Annotated in this window: 17 protein-coding genes; 5 read left to right on the top strand and 12 right to left on the bottom strand. The window is 56.7% G+C overall.

The window, feature by feature from the left end; all coding sequences use genetic code 11:
* The first annotated feature begins 18 nt into the window (after positions 1-18).
* Positions 19-618, top strand: a complete 600-nt coding sequence (locus KIN_RS19185) for a histidine phosphotransferase family protein (protein WP_159810156.1) — start codon at positions 19-21, stop codon at positions 616-618.
* On the opposite strand, the gene KIN_RS19180 is transcribed toward KIN_RS19185, so the two are convergent.
* Genes KIN_RS19180 through KIN_RS19170 form a run of 3 tightly spaced genes read right to left on the bottom strand, consistent with a single transcriptional unit; the run spans position 615 to position 2,680 of the window.
* Positions 615-1,148 (bottom strand): gamma carbonic anhydrase family protein, encoded by a 534-nt coding sequence (locus KIN_RS19180; protein WP_159810154.1) that lies wholly within the window; start codon positions 1,146-1,148, stop codon positions 615-617. The two genes, KIN_RS19185 and KIN_RS19180, sit on opposite strands and share 4 nt — an antisense overlap.
* Complete coding sequence (gene gmk / locus KIN_RS19175; protein ID WP_159810152.1) at positions 1,145-1,792, bottom strand: guanylate kinase; 648 nt, start codon at positions 1,790-1,792, stop codon at positions 1,145-1,147. Before gmk ends, KIN_RS19180 begins: the two co-directional genes overlap by 4 nt.
* 3 nt (positions 1,793-1,795) lie before the next feature.
* Positions 1,796-2,680: a YicC/YloC family endoribonuclease gene (locus KIN_RS19170; protein ID WP_159810150.1), complete on the bottom strand. Its 885-nt coding sequence runs from the start codon at positions 2,678-2,680 to the stop codon at positions 1,796-1,798.
* A gap of 162 nt (positions 2,681-2,842) precedes the next feature.
* Here KIN_RS19170 and KIN_RS19165 point away from each other — a divergent pair, with 162 nt between their 5' ends.
* Entirely contained in the window at positions 2,843-3,544 is a 702-nt protein-coding gene (locus tag KIN_RS19165) for a PAS domain-containing protein (RefSeq protein ID WP_159810148.1), read from the top strand.
* An 85-nt stretch (positions 3,545-3,629) separates the two neighbouring features.
* Here KIN_RS19165 and KIN_RS19160 read toward each other — a convergent pair whose 3' ends face one another.
* A complete protein-coding gene (locus tag KIN_RS19160; protein WP_159810146.1) occupies positions 3,630-5,024 on the bottom strand; it encodes a class II 3-deoxy-7-phosphoheptulonate synthase in 1,395 nt (464 codons plus the stop codon).
* A 131-nt stretch (positions 5,025-5,155) separates the two neighbouring features.
* On the opposite strand from KIN_RS19160, the gene KIN_RS19155 reads away from it, so the two are divergent.
* Both KIN_RS19155 and KIN_RS19150 read left to right on the top strand, forming a co-directional pair.
* Positions 5,156-6,157 (top strand): GlxA family transcriptional regulator, encoded by a 1,002-nt coding sequence (locus tag KIN_RS19155; protein ID WP_243144981.1) that lies wholly within the window; start codon positions 5,156-5,158, stop codon positions 6,155-6,157.
* Positions 6,158-6,241: 84 nt separating this feature from the next.
* Complete coding sequence (locus KIN_RS19150; RefSeq protein WP_159810144.1) at positions 6,242-6,430, top strand: hypothetical protein; 189 nt, start codon at positions 6,242-6,244, stop codon at positions 6,428-6,430.
* Between the two features lies 1 nt (position 6,431).
* On the opposite strand, the gene KIN_RS19145 is transcribed toward KIN_RS19150, so the two are convergent.
* The 4 genes from KIN_RS19145 to KIN_RS19130 form a co-directional block, all read right to left on the bottom strand.
* On the bottom strand, positions 6,432-7,640 hold the full coding sequence (locus KIN_RS19145; RefSeq protein WP_159810142.1) for a beta-ketoacyl-[acyl-carrier-protein] synthase family protein: 1,209 nt from the start codon (positions 7,638-7,640) through the stop codon (positions 6,432-6,434).
* Between the two features lie 3 nt (positions 7,641-7,643).
* Positions 7,644-7,910: an acyl carrier protein gene (locus tag KIN_RS19140; RefSeq protein WP_159810140.1), complete on the bottom strand. Its 267-nt coding sequence runs from the start codon at positions 7,908-7,910 to the stop codon at positions 7,644-7,646.
* Between the two features lie 63 nt (positions 7,911-7,973).
* Complete coding sequence (locus KIN_RS19135) at positions 7,974-9,041, bottom strand: UDP-3-O-(3-hydroxymyristoyl)glucosamine N-acyltransferase (RefSeq protein WP_159810138.1); 1,068 nt, start codon at positions 9,039-9,041, stop codon at positions 7,974-7,976.
* Positions 9,042-9,104: 63 nt separating this feature from the next.
* A complete protein-coding gene (locus KIN_RS19130) occupies positions 9,105-10,715 on the bottom strand; it encodes a L,D-transpeptidase family protein (RefSeq protein ID WP_159810136.1) in 1,611 nt (536 codons plus the stop codon).
* 312 nt (positions 10,716-11,027) lie between these two features.
* On the opposite strand from KIN_RS19130, the gene mepK reads away from it, so the two are divergent.
* The gene (gene mepK / locus KIN_RS19125; protein ID WP_159810134.1) at positions 11,028-11,597 is read left to right on the top strand and encodes a peptidoglycan L,D-endopeptidase MepK; all 570 of its coding nucleotides are present in this window, start codon (positions 11,028-11,030) and stop codon (positions 11,595-11,597) included.
* Positions 11,598-11,672: 75 nt separating this feature from the next.
* Here the strand turns inward: mepK and KIN_RS19120 are convergent, their stop codons facing one another.
* The 4 genes from KIN_RS19120 to KIN_RS19105 all read right to left on the bottom strand — a co-directional run bounded on the left by KIN_RS19120 (position 11,673) and on the right by KIN_RS19105 (position 15,454).
* Positions 11,673-12,410, bottom strand: coding sequence for a hypothetical protein (locus tag KIN_RS19120; RefSeq protein WP_159810132.1), 738 nt, complete (start codon positions 12,408-12,410; stop codon positions 11,673-11,675).
* Positions 12,411-12,528: 118 nt separating this feature from the next.
* Positions 12,529-12,984: a tripartite tricarboxylate transporter TctB family protein gene (locus KIN_RS19115; protein ID WP_159810130.1), complete on the bottom strand. Its 456-nt coding sequence runs from the start codon at positions 12,982-12,984 to the stop codon at positions 12,529-12,531.
* On the bottom strand, positions 12,981-14,480 hold the full coding sequence (locus tag KIN_RS19110) for a tripartite tricarboxylate transporter permease (protein ID WP_159810128.1): 1,500 nt from the start codon (positions 14,478-14,480) through the stop codon (positions 12,981-12,983). The genes KIN_RS19115 and KIN_RS19110 overlap by 4 nt, the downstream gene beginning before the upstream one ends.
* A gap of 26 nt (positions 14,481-14,506) precedes the next feature.
* On the bottom strand, positions 14,507-15,454 hold the full coding sequence (locus KIN_RS19105) for a tripartite tricarboxylate transporter substrate binding protein (protein WP_159810126.1): 948 nt from the start codon (positions 15,452-15,454) through the stop codon (positions 14,507-14,509).
* Positions 15,455-15,560 lie beyond the last annotated feature (106 nt).

Raw genomic sequence — 15,560 nt, 5'->3', positions numbered from 1 at the left:
ATCCTCGAAATATCCCGAATGACAAATGATCTGAACGACAACGCCGCACTTTTGGGGTCGCGCATCTGTCATGACCTTATCAGCCCTTTGGGCGCAATCAGCAATGGGTTAGAGCTTCTGGCGATGTCAGGCGCGGCATCCTCCCCCGAATTGACACTGATTGAAGAAAGCATTGCCGCTGCAAATGCGAGGATCAGGTTCTTCCGGGTCGCCTTCGGGGCTGCGACGGGCAATCAGATCATGGCGCGGGCCGATGTCATGAAACTCCTGGGCGATTGCTACAACAACACGAGGATCAAGATCCGCTGGGACATGACGGCAGATCCGACCCGCACAGAGGCCAAAGTTGCGATGCTGGGGTTGCTGTGTCTTGAAGCGTCACTTCCCATGGGCGGTGACGTGACCATCGGGTCAGATCGTGGGACGTGGAATCTGCATGCCTACGGTACTAAAATCCGATTTGATCCCGAGGTCTGGTCCGTCGTGCAAGGGCCCCATCAAGGTGCCTCGGTCCGTTCCAGCCAAGTGCAGTTTGCCCTGCTTCGGGACGCCTTGAACGACACGGGGAAAACCGCGCAGGTTGGCCATTCCGACACCGCCGTCTCGCTGCGCTACTAACGCTTGAGCAGAGCCAGCCCATCGCGGAAGCGCCGCATGTTGTCCTGATAGTGCAATGCGGACGCCTTCAGGCCACTGATCTCGGCGTCGCTCAACTGACGCACCACCTTTCCCGGGGCACCGATCACCATACTTCCGTCCGGAATGTCCTTGCCTTCTGTGATCAATGCACCCGCGCCAATCAAACAATTTGCGCCAATCCTAGCCCCATTGAGAACGGTCGCGCCCATGCCAATCAGACTGTTCTCGCCAATCGTACATCCATGAAGCATCGCCTTGTGCCCGATCGTGCATCCAGCGCCGATGGTCAGCGGAAAGCCCATATCGGTGTGCATCACAGTGTTTTCCTGAACATTGGTACCAGCGCCCAAGGTGATCCATTCATTATCACCACGCAGGGTTGCGCCAAACCAGATGGATACAGCGGTCTCCACCCGGATTTTGCCGATCACATTGGCGTCCGGTGCGATCCAGAAGTCATCGCCCTCTGGCAAATCCGGCCCTAGGGTATCAAGTGTGTAAAGGGTCATGTGGTCCGCTCCTCAAATTCCGAGTTCAAATTGCGCACCAGTTGGATCAGACCCGGCTGCCGGGATCGCTTGAGCCGCTCCGCAATCAGGATCGCGCGCAATTCACGTTCAGCGATATCTAGATCCCTATTGATGAGGCAGTAGTCGTATTCGGCCCAGTGGCTAATCTCGTCGCGACTCTTGCGCATGCGATTGGCAATTACGTCATCGCTGTCCTGTGCACGGGACCGCAAACGGCTTTCAAGCTCCGCAATGGATGGTGGCAAGATGAAGATCGACACCACATCCTCGGCAAGACCGGAGTTTCTGATCTGCTGCCCGCCTTGCCAGTCGATGTCAAAAATCACATCGCGGCCTTGGCTGATCGCAGCCTCCACCGGCGCGCGGGGTGAGCCGTAGAGATGACCAAACACCTCGGCATGTTCCAGCATTTCACCGGCCCCGGCCATCGCTTCAAACGTAGCGCGATCCTGGAAATAATATTCGCGACCATCTTCTTCGCCCGGGCGTGGGTCGCGGGTCGTCGCAGACACCGAAAAGCTGAGCGCATCGTCCCATCGCATCAAGCGGCCTGCCAAGGTGGACTTCCCGGCCCCTGATGGCGAGGACAGAATGATCAAGATACCCCGCCTGCGCGCTTGCATGGGCTACTCCACGTTTTGAACCTGCTCGCGCATCTGATCTATGATGGCTTTGAGGTCAAGACCCACGCGGGTCAGCTCGGTCGAGCCGGACTTGGCGCAGAGCGTGTTCGCCTCGCGGTTGAACTCCTGCATCAGGAAATCGAGCTTTCGGCCAATCGCGCCGTCCTCGCCCAATAAAGTTCGGGTCGCCTCAACATGTGCGCCAAGACGGTCGATCTCTTCAGTGACATCGGACTTCACCGCAATAAGGGCAAGTTCCTGTGCCACGCGATCCGGATCAGCCCCGGACGCACCCTGCAAGACGGCGGCGAGATTGGTTTTCAGGTTCTCTGCTGTCTGGTCCTTGCGGGCCTCTGCCAATGTGCTTGCCTTGACGGTCAGATCAGAGAGCGTCTCCAACTGAGCCAGCAGGACATTGCGCAAGGCCGCGCCCTCTGTCGCGCGCATCTCAACGAAAGAGGCTGCGACCTCGTCAAAGCTTCGCAAGATATCCGCCTCGGGCAGGCCCGCCACATCGTCCCCGGACATCACAACACCGCGCAGGCCCAGAAAATCAGAAGCCCGCGAAGGCTCCAACTTCAGGCCGAGGTTCTTGGCCTGTGATCTGATCTGAATAGCAGCGGACAGATAGGCTTTGACAACATCTTCGTCCAAGGCAATAGCGGCACCGGTTGCCGCGCGATCCACGCGGATACCGACATTTATTGTCCCGCGGGCCACGAGCTTCTGAAGCCGCGCTTTCAATGCTTGTTCGTGAGATAGCATGCGTTCGGGCAGCCTAAACCGGATATCCAGACCCTTCCCGTTCACGCCACGCATCTCAATGGTCCAACTCGCGCCCTCTGCGTTGCCGGTACCTGCCGCGAAGGCCGTCATAGATTGGACCATGGATTAACCCTTTAAGACTTTAGTAACTGCCAAAATGGAAGCAGATATGTCATACCCTGATTAAGAAATTCGTAACCATTTGCAGTGTAGGTTAACAATACCTGAACGCTGCGGCAATATAAGGACAGGTCGTGGGGGCTTGTACTGAGGCGTGAGGCAGAAATGACGGACAACACCACGAACACGGCGGAGATCGTGCCACTCTGGAACCGTAAAGCGAAGATGCAGAATTCACCGATCAAAGAGCTCAGGGACTACTGGCAAGAGCTGCGAGCCGGCCGACTTGTTCCCCTGCGCTCCGAGATCGATCCACGAGCGATTGCATCGGCACTGGAATGTGGCTTCATCGTAGAACGAACAGCACCGGGCGCCGTTCGGTTTCGACTGGCCGGGATGCATCTGAGCGATTTGATGGGAATGGAAGTGCGCGGCATGCCACTTCGGTCCTTCATCGCACCGGCCGCACGAGCGGATTTTGCCGCAAGACTTGAGAACGTATTCGACGCACCCGAAGTGCATGAATACCAATTGATCTCTGACACACCCGGCGGACCACCGTTGATCGCGCGAATGTTGCTTCTTCCTCTGAAAAGCGATCAAGGTCAGGTGGACCGTGCGATCGGATGTATCTCTACGGAAGGAAATGTTGGCGTCCCTCCACGCCGCTTCCGGATCACCGAGACAATGGCAACATCGCTGACCACCGGGCGCAACGTGCAAGAGATCATGGTGCCGGGGCGTCAGCCACAGTTGGCGGGCTTCGGCGAACAGCCCGTCGTCTACAAAGGGCCGCCGGATGCGCCCAAGACCGAGGACGGCAAGCCGTTTCTGCGGTTGGTCAAATCGGACCTGCGCGAGATTTAGCAGCCCCGTTATCTAAAATTATAGTCAAAACCAAAAGAAGCCGGACCTGATGATCCGGCTTCTTCTTTTCTATAACTTGGAACTTTCAGCCTACGGCGCGCGCTTCCGCTACGCGATCGCCCAATTCCTCGGCCACCAGGAAAGCCAGCTCAAGCGCTTGGCTTGCATTCAGCCGGGGGTCGCAGGCCGTGTGATACCGATCTGACAAATCCTCGTCCGTGACGGCACGAACGCCGCCGGTACATTCGGTTACATCCTGTCCCGTCATCTCGAAATGAACACCACCCGGCACGGTGCCCTCCGCTTTGTGGACGTCAAAGAACTCCCGGACTTCACGCAGGACGGAATCGAACGGACGCGTCTTGTATCCACTCACCGATTTGATGGTATTGCCGTGCATCGGATCACAGGACCAGACCACATTCGCACCCTCGTCCTGCACCGTCTTCACAAGCCGCGGCAGATGTTCGCCAACGCTGCCCGCACCAAATCGGGCAATCAGTGTCAGACGCCCCTCTTCATTGTTCGGGTTCAGCTTCTCCATCAGAACCTTCAGATCGTCCGCAGTGGTCGTCGGCCCACATTTAAGACCGATGGGGTTCTGGACGCCACGAGCAAATTCCACATGGGCACCGTCGGGCTGCCGAGTCCGGTCGCCGATCCAGATCATATGGCCTGAACCCGCGATAGGCAGGCCGGAGGTTGTATCAATCCGGCACAGCGCCTCTTCATATTCCAACAACAGCGACTCGTGGCTGGTGTAGAAATCCACCGATTGCAGAGTATGGGCCGTGTCTTGGTTGACCCCGGCCGCCCGCATGAAGTCGAGCGTGTCGCCGATGCGATTTGCCATCGCGCGGTACTTCTCCGCCTCTTCGCTGTCCGTGAAGCCCAGCATCCATGCATGGACCTGATGAACGTCCGCGTAACCTCCCGTTGAAAATGCGCGCAGCAGGTTCAGCGTCGCCGCGGCCTGCGTGTAGGCCTGCAGCATCTTGTTCGGATCGGGGATCCGCGCCTCGGGCGTGAACTCCAATTCATTGATGATGTCGCCCCGATAGCTGGGCAACTCCTGACCATCTTTGACCTCGGTCGGGGCCGAGCGTGGCTTCGCAAACTGACCTGCCATCCGACCCACCTTGACGACCGGAACCTTAGCGCCATGCGTCAGCACCATCGCCATCTGCAACATCACCTTGAAGGTGTCGCGGATCGTATCAGCCGAGAACTGGGCAAAACTTTCCGCGCAATCGCCCCCCTGCAGCAGAAAAGCTTCGCCACGGGACACCGCAGCAAGCGACTTTTTCAGAGTGCGCGCTTCGCCTGCAAAGACAAGGGGCGGATACTTGGACAGCTGCGCTTCGACCGCGTTCAAGGCCGCCTCATCGGTATAATCAGGCATTTGAACCCGTGGCTTGGCCCGCCAGCTGGATTTGCTCCAGCTGTGGGTCGTCCCGTCGGTGTTTGCCAGTTGCGCCATCTGTCTGCTCCGTCCCTTAGAAGATCACATTTTGGAAATACGTTCAGAGCGCGCTTATAGCCTGTCAGAACTGGGCTTGCCAATGCGCAAAACCTGCGCAAGGGTCAACTTAGGGACTAAGGGAGAAGCCGTTGAACGATGGACTGGCCGCACGAACCGGTGCCGGTGTCAAACCGCGTCGTTTCGTGTTCGTATTGATGGAAGATTTCACCATGCTGTGCTTTGCTGGCGCAGTAGAGGCGTTGCGCATTGCGAACCGGATTGGTGGTGAAACTTACACTTGGTCCCTTGCAGGTGAGGGCGGCGACTACGCCACCTGTTCAGCAGGCATAAGCTATAAGCTGGACATGGACTTCGAGGAGGTCGGTCGCGACGACACGATAGTTCTATGCGGTGGCATGGATGTTCAGAACGCGACAACGAAGCGGCTGCTGAACTGGCTACGACGCGAGGCCCGCCGCGGGGCAACCATCGGTGGGCTGTGCACCGCCAGCTACGCCATGGCGCGCGCGGGTCTGCTGGACGGCAAACGCGCCACAATTCATTGGGAAAATCAGGACAGTTTTGCGGAAGAGTTCGATGACGTCGAACTGACCAAATCGGTTTTCGTGATTGACGGCAATCGCATGACCACAGCCGGTGGCACCTCGTCCATCGATCTCATGCTGAAGATCATCGCGACCGATATCGGCGAGGATCTTGCAAGCCTTGTCGCAGATCAACTGATCTATTCCTCCATCCGCACCGATCAGGACCAGCAGCGCCTGTCGATCCCGACACGTATAGGTGTGAGGCATCCAAAACTCAGCCGCGTGATCCAGATCATGGAGACTAATATCGAAGATCCGATCAGCCCATCCCTGCTGGCAAAGGAGGTCGGCATGTCGACCCGCCAGCTTGAGCGGTTGTTTCGGCGCTATCTCAACCGCAGTCCCAAACGGTACTATATGGAAATCCGGCTTCAAAAGGCCCGCAACCTGCTGATGCAGACGGATATGAGCGTGATAAATGTTGCGCTGGCCTGCGGTTTTGCCTCTCCGTCGCACTTCTCGAAATGCTACAGATCCCATTACGACACGACGCCCTATCGCGAGCGTGGCGCTCATGCGGCCCGTATAACCACCGCTTCATAGATTTTTTACCATACGACATGCTTTGGTCATGCAGAGGCCATGTTTTTCGAACGATATGAACCCACTGATTTTGTGGAGTAAAAAATGGACCATTCGAAACACGATACCCCGGACGCGAAGACGCCGATCTTTTCAACTGTGCGCCAGACGTCCCCCGAATTTGTAAGCAAGCGGACAATTGTGCCTCGCCGTGTGACGGTCGAGCATCTGACATTTCGGCGCGCGACAAACGTGGTGCAGTTCAGACCCCGCGACACAACACTTCGCGGCTAGGCTAGACAGATCTCAACGCCAGAACGGCGTTCAATCCCCCAAACGCAAACGCGTTCGACAGCACCACATCGACCTTTGCATCCCGCGCCTCGTTCGGCACGACATCAAGCGCACATTCCGGGTCGGGCTCTTCGTAGCCAATCGTCGGTGCAATCACCCCGTCTTTCAACGCCATGATGCAGGCCAGAAGCTCGATTGCGCCTGTGCCACCGATCACGTGCCCGTGCATGGACTTGGTTGAGGACATCATCAACTGATCAGCGTCTGCTCCAAACGCAGCGGCCACCGCGGCGCATTCGGTCTTGTCATTTGCTGCGGTGCCGGTCCCGTGCGCATTGATATAACCCACCTCGGACGGGTTTACCTTAGCGTCCTTCATCGCCCCGGTGATCGCCCGCGCGGCACCTTGTTTTGAGGGCATGACAATATCCGCTGCGTCAGATGTCATCGCGAAACCGACGACCTCCGCCAGTATCTCCGCGCCACGGGCTTTCGCATGCTCATAATCCTCAAACACGAAGATCGCGGCCCCCTCGCCCTGCACCATCCCGTTGCGATTTGCAGAGAACGGGCGGCACGCATCCTTCGACATCACCCGCAGACCCTCCCACGCTTTCACCCCGCCGAAGCACAGCATTGATTCTGATCCGCCCGTTATCATCACCCGGCTCATACCCGACCGGATCAGATTAAAGGCCTGGCCCATCGCATGATTGGAAGAGGCACATGCGGTGGCCACCGTAAACGATGGTCCCTTCAGGTTGTGCTCCATCGACACATGGGAGGCGGCGGCGTTGTTCATCAGTTTCGGGACAACGAACGGATGCACGCGGTTTTTCCCGTCTTCGTACACGGCGCGGTAATTCTCGTCCTGCGTGTTCAGACCCCCACCAGAGGTGCCCAGGACAACGCCCGATTGCGCGGCCAACTCGCCGGAAAAACTCAAACCCGACTGGGTGATCGCTTCGGCTGCAGCAATCAGCGTGAATTGCGTGAACCTGTCATAGAGCGCAATTTGCTGGCGGTTGAACTGCTCATGGGGATCGTATTCTCGCACCTGCCCGCCGATGCGGATGGCGAGCCTGTCGACATCGCGAATATCAAGCTCCGCGATCCCACAACGCCCCTCTTTGAAAGCCTCAAGCGTTTCCGGAACAGTTCGACCCAACGCGTTGATCGACCCTTGTCCGGTGATAACGACCCTGCGCATGGGTCAGCCTTTCTGCTCGGCCACGAGCTTCTCGACAGCATCTACAATCGTCGCGACGCTGGAGATGTCAAATGTGCTGTCTTCGGGTTCGTTTGCGTTGAAAGGCACTTGGATATCGAACGCTTCCTCTATCGCAAAGATGCTTTCGACAAGGCCCAAGCTGTCGATCCCCAGATCCTCAAGCGTTTGATCCATCGACACATCTGACGGCTCCAACACGGCCTGCTCTGCGATGATGTCGACCACCTGCTCTTTCGTTGATTTGGTCATGGCCCGCCCTCGAACTTCCTCTCAGGGGCACATTTAAGACCGCGTGGCGCGATTTGCTACTGGCTATTTTCCATCCTTCAGACGCGCCATAAGCCGGGGCAAGCGGCGCACGGCCTTCTGAATTTCCATCTGCGTTTCCATTTTCACAGCCGGATGTCCAAGAACAACGCGGCCCGCCGGAACATTCGTAAAGATCTTGGATCCACCCCCGGCAACCACGTCGTCACCGATGAAAATATTGTCGTTGACCCCGACCTTACCCGCCAGCACAACCCGGTTCCCGATCTTGACCGAACCCGCGACGCCCACCAGACCACACAACAGACAATCTTCGCCGATCTGACAGTTATGGCCAACCTGCACGAGGTTATCGATCTTTGTGCCGCTTCCGACGGAGGTGTCACGGATCGTACCCCGGTCGATGGTGGCGTTCGCCCCGATTTCAACCCGATCCCCGATCCGCAACGCCCCGAGCGAATGAATACGGGTCCATTCCTGCGCGACTGCGTCCTGGCGATCGCCAAGGCTATCCCGCACATTTTCAACGGCCCCCTTTTCCGGGGTCACAAAGGAAAACCCATCTGCCCCCAAGACCGCGCCAGGTTGTGCGATGAAGTCATTTCCGATCTGAACACGCGCGCCAATGCGCACACCGTTCATGATCATGGCGTCGTCACCAATAACGGCACCTTCGGCAATACTGACATGAGATGCGATCCGGGCCCGCGCACCGATCTTCACATCCGCGCCGATCATCACGAAGGGCGCGATGGCAGCCCCGTCACCTATTGTTGCCGATTGATGAACAATAGAGCTGGGATGGATACCCTTTGCAATGTCCGGACCAGGGTCCATCATGCGTGTCAAATCCGACATCGCGTATCTTGGCCGTGGCACGTAAATCGCGGCCTCAAGCTTCAGAGATTGCCAATCTGCGCCATCCCAAAGGATGGCAGCCCTTGCTTGTCCAGACTTCAAACCTTCGGCGTAGTTCGGATTCATAGCGAGCGCCAAGGCGTCTCGGTCAGCCGTAGCGGGTTCGGATATCCGCGATATTTCTATATCGCCGTTGCCTACAGCGGATGCGGAAAGCGCGGCGGCAATGTCGGAGACGGTATATGTGACAGCCATGTTGCCCCCTGATCCAAAAAATCACCCGGCACGCAGGCCGAGCGCTTGGTTTTCAGACAGGACTTAGCCCTTAGCCGCGCGAAGCGAAACCCCGGCAGCTTGCAGTGCTGCAAAGATTTTCGCATCCCGGTTGTAGACATCTCGCCGGTAATTCGCCCGGCCCTTCGCATCGACCCAAGCCGTGTAATAAGACAGATGCACGGGGAGTGGCTTTGCAAGATTAACCGTACGCTCTTTCCCGGTGCCGAGCATCTTCTTGAAGAAACTTTCCGGATCACGTTCCTGCGCCGACAATAGCGCGTAGGCGAATTCAAACGGCTTGTGAACCCGAACGCAGCCATGTGAATACGCCCGCGTCTCGCGACCAAATAGCTTTTTCGCAGGCGTATCATGGAGATAGATGTTATACTTGTTGGGGAACATGAACTTAACAAGCCCCAAGGCATTCCCTTTCGACGGTGGTTGCTTCATCGAGTAAGGGAAGGTTTTTTCATTATACTGACGGAAATTGACAGCCGAACGTGATACCGGCTTTCCGTTGGATCCAATGATCTGCAATTGGTTTTGCGCGTTCGGATTTTTCTGCATCAAAGGCAGGTATTCCTTGGTCACGATGGACCGGGGCACATACCAGCTGGGATTGATGACCATAAACTCCATCGTATCGGAAAACTCCGGTGTCCGGCGATCAGACGTATTCTTGCCAACAACAACGCGGCTGCGGAACGTGGACTTCCCGTTTTCCATGATGTCCACGTGATAGTCCGGGATGTTGACCCAGACATATTTCTTGCCAAGCGCGCGATTGTTCCAACGCTGCCGTTCCATCGCAACGATGATCTGGGCCAGTCGGTCCGGCGCCTGCTTGTTGATCTCGGCCAGCGTGCCTTTGCCGGCTATTCCGTCGGGGTTCAGGCCGTGCTTCACCTGAAACTGGGCAACACCATTCTGCAATTTCGCGTCATAGGTTTTGGACGCGGATCGGCGCATGTATCCCATGGCGATCAACCTGTTGCGCAGTTGAACAACAGCGCCATCGCTTTGACCAAGCTTCAGGGATTTTGCCTGAACTTTTGGCCCCCATCCACCACGGCCAATCAGCTTTTCAAGCCGGATTTTTTCTTTCTGCAGGCGAAGGTATTCAGGCGACCGCGGTGACAATTTCTTGAGGAAAGACGAAGGGTTGGAACCCGCAAATGCATCAAGCGTCGAGGCGCGGTCATACCGAGCCACGTCAATAACAATCGTGCTGTCAACCTTGCGTGGATTGATCGCGCCCGACCTCATGTCATCAGCGTACTGTAACATGCGCTGCGCCGCCATGATCTCGACCTGACCCGCGCTGCGCGCATCGAGGCGTTTCTTGAAAAGCGCCTTCAGTTCACCGCCGCCATAGCGAGCCTCTGGAAGACCATGGTCTTGCGCGGACGCGAAAGCTTTGAGAAGCGCATTGCGCCGCCGACCATCGCTGCGGCCAACAAAAATAGGTTCAAATCCACGCCCGCGATAAAACTCCGCCAGTCCTTTGTCTTTCGCCGCCTGCTCCGCGATCGACTGTTTGAGAGCTGTCACGGCGGCATTCGCGCGCCCTGCCCCAAAAAACGGAAGCGCGGTGGATGCGGCGCCCGCGGCAAGCAATTGAAGAGTAGAGCGACGGTTAAACTTGTTGGTCATCAAAAACCTCGGAACACGGAGACATGGACAATACCCATTCAATGGTCTGATTGGGAAGTCTAATCACAACCCTAAGAATGTGGCTTTTTTTTCACGCCGTTGCCTTAAAATCACCGCAAGTCCTGAGTTTTGATTGTGTCGAAATAGCGTCACTTAAAAAGTTCCGTTCCGTGCGCAATTTTTTGCCTACTTTGTGTTTTTTTAAGGGTATCCGCGCAACGTGGGGTTGGTCAGAGAATCAACTCATGTCATAAGAATTCTGCGGGGATAAGAAACAATAGCTGCGAATGCAGCAACACTTGGGACAGGCAAATGGGCAATTCTACCTCTATTTCTATTGGGCGTCGTGCTGTGCTGGGCGCATTCGCTGCAACCGCAGTCTCCGCCGCACCGGTCTACTCCGGCGTATTCGGATTTCTGCGCGGTGCGGGCGATATCCGGCGCATACAAATGCACTCTGCACGGACTGGCGAAAAACTCGACATGGTCTACTGGATCGAAGGCGAGTACATTCGTGAAGGGTTGAAAGAGGTAAACCACCTGATGCGCGATTGGCGTCAGAACTCCACCACCAGCATGGACACCCGCACCATCGATATCATGGCGGCCGCTCACAACCTAATGGGCGTTGATGAGCCTTATCTGCTTCTGTCCGGCTACCGCTCGCCTCAGACAAACGCGATGCTCCGCTCCCGCTCCCGCGGTGTTGCGAAGAATTCCCTTCATATGAAAGGTCAGGCCGCTGACCTTCGGCTGAACTCCCGCTCCGTCAGTCAGATCGCCCGCGCGGCGGCTTCTTGTTCTGCAGGTGGTGTGGGTAAATACTCTGGCTCGAATTTTGTTCACATGGATTGCGGTCCTGTTCGGACTTGGGGTCGTTAACCCCCACTTGAGTTAAGCAATGCCTGTCAGACCCGCCTGCGGGTCTTTTTCAAGACAGACAGAACGGTGAACGCGCTATAGATCAGGCCGTTTTCTCATGTTGGTCGGCCACTCTGCCGCATGACCCTCACGGTCACACCCGCCAACATCAACCACGCCAATTGGTCCCGCATAAAGACACCCGTTCCAAGCCTGCGCGTCGGGATAGATACCGAGTATACCGTATTCCGCGGCAAACATGATGTAGCGCCCACCGTCTTTCCAGAAAGTCCCGTCATCTATGTGTTCTATCGGCGTGCCTTGGCCAAAACGCTCAGACAGATTGGTGTCAATCTGAGCTAGAAACTCCTCGTCGTGATAAGTCACCGCGATGCCAATTAGAGCGTCCAGTGCGCCGAGGGTTTTCAGACGCTCCGCAAAACTGACCGGCTGCTCTGGCCTTGCTTTGATACTAAAGCTGGCCCCACCCAGTCCGGATGCAATCCGCTGTGCGATCTCTTCCATGACCGTCTCCGAGTAGAAAAGGAACATGATATCTGGGTTTTCCAGGTAGTCTGGATCGTCCTTGTAGATCAGCGGGACCCCGGCAAATGTGAAGCGGTCGGACTGACGGACCAACAAATTCAAGGTACCTGCCGCCTGAAGGGTGTCCGTCATGGCGATGATCTGATCATGCTCTTGATCCAGCACCTCATCGGCGGGCTGACCAAATTCCAACGACAGCAGATCGACCGGCTCCGGGGTGCTCCAGCATCCACCAACCGCCAGCACGGACGTGATGACAGCCGCATGCCGAAGAAAAGAAGAAGTCATGATGTATCCGATGCCCGTATCCCGGCCCCCGCGAAAATCGATATCATCGCGTGGCGTGAACGCAAACCGTTTCGTCGCCCGCATGTTCTACTGAACGGCCGACGCCTTCAGATCTGGCTCAGGGAACCGCTATTCTCAGGACGAAGACCATCAGGCTGTAGAACCCTACCATAAGGATCGCCAGCGCCACCGCGTGAACAACCACGGCTTTGACGGTCGCCGCACCCCGCCACGTCAGCCAAACCACCGCCGTCATGCCCACGAGGGAGGAGATGATGAAGCCCAACGGTTTCAGCAGAACCGCCCAAGCCAGCAAAACGACGGACAAGGCGACCATTCGCGGCCAGTCCGGACGTTCCAATGTAAGATCCGAAGGTCTTGATCTGTTTTTGAAGGCCAGCAGCGTAAGAGCAACGCCACCGAGAATGCAAAGCGTGCCGGCCGCCGTCGGGAAAACCGCCCCTAGATCTGACATATCCTTGGTTTCGTATATCGCATAGGCGCCGAGACAGACAGCCAGAAGCGCGCCGGCAAGATCTGGAGCTATGGATCGTGATGCGCCCTGCCCGCTCATGTTTTTACCCCTTTCATCCGCTTTCGTCGCTCCGCGATGAAGGGCGTGACAAGCGTTAGAACAGTCATCGCAATGATGGCCAACGATATGGGTTGCGTGAAGAACATCGCGGGAATGTTGCCCTGCGCGCCACCGATCAACCACGCCTGGACAAACCCGGCCTCGGCGATTGGCCCTAAGATGAGACCCAAGACGATCGGCGATGCCTCAAACCCGATCCGGGCGATGAGCCAACTGATGATGCCAAGAATGATCATGATCAGAACGTGTACCGTGTTCACCTCGATCGCGAAGGCGCCAATGACAGTCAGCAAGGCGACCGCAGGTGTGAGGGCAGTTTTCGGGATATTGATGATCAACTTAAACGCATAGCGCCCCATCACAAGCCCCACGGGAAGCATCAGGATTGTAGCGATGAGAAGCCCCATCACAAAGGTGAAGACAATATCAGCCTGCTGGGTGAAAAGCTGCGGCCCGGTCCGGATGCCCTGAACCAAAAGCGCGCCAAGGATGATTGCGTCGGGCGGCGTTCCGGGAATACCAAGAACAAGTGTGGGAATGAAGCCACCCCCGACCGTGGCGGAGTTCGCCGTCTCTGACGCGATGATGCCGTCCGTTGCACCTTTGCCGAACTCTTCTGGCGTCTTCGATGTACGTTTGGCTTCAGAATAGGCGACAAGGCCTGCCACAGATCCGCCCGCCGCGGGCAAGATACCAATGGCTGTTCCGAGAACAGACGAGCGAAGAACATTAACTTTAGAGCGCCACATCAAGCCAAGTGCCTCAAGCAGGCGAAAACCTTTGACCTGCGCAGTCCGACGCTCCAAGTGATCGTCCGGTTTGACGACGAGGTTTATCAGCACGGGGATGCAATAGAGCCCGATGAGTGCCGGAATGACCGGTATCCCGCCCAGCAACTGCACTTGGCCAAAGGTGTAGCGCACATCGCCACCTACGACAGCGGATCCGACGCAGGCAAGCAAAAGCCCGATCGCGCCGCCGATGAGCCCCTTTAATGTATTTCCTTTGGATAGGGTGGCGATCAGCGAAAGTCCGAATATCGCGAGCCAGAAGTATTCCACGGGCCCAAAGGCCAGAGCAATGGTCGACAGCGGCGGCGCCAGAAACAGCAGCGCAAGGGCGCCGACGAGACCACCGATGACAGACCCTATGCAGGACAGCGTGACCGCAAGATCACCGTCACCGCGCTTGGCCATCGGAAACCCGTCCATTGCGGTCGCAATGGCAGCGGGTGTTCCCGGTGTATTGACCAAAATTGCGGAATAGGCTCCGCCGTAGATGGCCCCTGTATAAACCGCCCCCAACGCAATCAGGCCAGAGGCCGGATCCATCGCGAAGGTAAACGGCACCAGAACAGCGACGGCCATCGTCGCGGAAAGACCGGGCAGTGACCCGATCAAAGTTCCCGCGATGACGCCGAAGAACGCCAATGTCAGATTGAAAGGCGACAGGGCCGACCAGAGCGACTCTAACATCAGCGTTCCTCTTCAGCTTCAGATCTTCAGTTTGCCTTGAGCGCTTCGATGCCTTCGGCATACTCGGCGCGGCGTTCTTCGATCCAGTCAGCCATCTGATCGGTGGGTATGTCTACCAGAACATAGCCGTTCTCGATCAGCTTTTGCTGAAACTCAGGATTTGCGTTGATCTCGCCGATGATGTCCGAAACCTTCTGACGAACGTCTTGGGGCGTGTCCTTTGGCAGTGTGACGCCGCGATAGGCTCCGGCAACATAGTCAAAGCCAAGTTCTTTGAAGGTTGGAACATCCGGGAAGGATGGCACACGCTCGTCCGTAGCAATGGCCAGAACCCGTACCTGGTCGCCCGCTTTGATACCTTGAGTCGTATAAGTCATCGCAGCCTTGATCTGATTTCCCAGAAGCGCTGCCATGGCGGGCGACGATCCTTTGAACGGGATGTAGGTCGATGTGACATCTGCCATCTGATCGAACCGCACGGCTGCCAAGTGGTTGGCCGAATTGGTTCCGGATCCGCCGAACGTCAACGAGCCAGGGTTGGCCTTGGCGTCGTCGATCATGTCCTGCAAGGTCTGATAGGGGCTGTCCGCACGCACGACGATGGCGTCTGGCGTGTAGTGGAAGATATACGCCGGGATAACGTCTTCAGTTTGGTAACCGACATCCTTGATCGCGGGCTGAAGGATCGCGTGCGGGAAGTTCACGTTCATGATGGTGTAGCCATCGGCTTCAAGCGTATTCAGCTGGGCCCACGCGGTCGCGCCCCCTGCCCCTGGCTTGTACTGGATAACTACGTCTTGCCCGGCGACGTCACTGAAATATGCCTCTTGAAAGCGGGCCGTCACGTCGGACTCACCGCCCGGGTTGTAGGGAATGATATACGTCACTGGCTTGGTTGGGTAATCGGCGGCAAAGCTGGTTGTTGCGGTGACCAAAGCTGCGGTCGTCGCAACGGCTGTCAGGAATCTCTTCATGTGGATCTCCTCCAAGTTAAATATTTTTTTGATGTTTCTCCCGGACGCCACCATAACGCTGACGAATTCAATTGATTGAGATGGAATTGTTATAAATAAAACATCT

This window comes from Litoreibacter roseus, from assembly GCF_009811795.1.
GTDB lineage: Bacteria > Pseudomonadota > Alphaproteobacteria > Rhodobacterales > Rhodobacteraceae > Litoreibacter > Litoreibacter roseus.
Note: the sequence above shows the minus strand (reverse complement) of the source record. Positions and strands in the feature narration are given on the sequence as shown.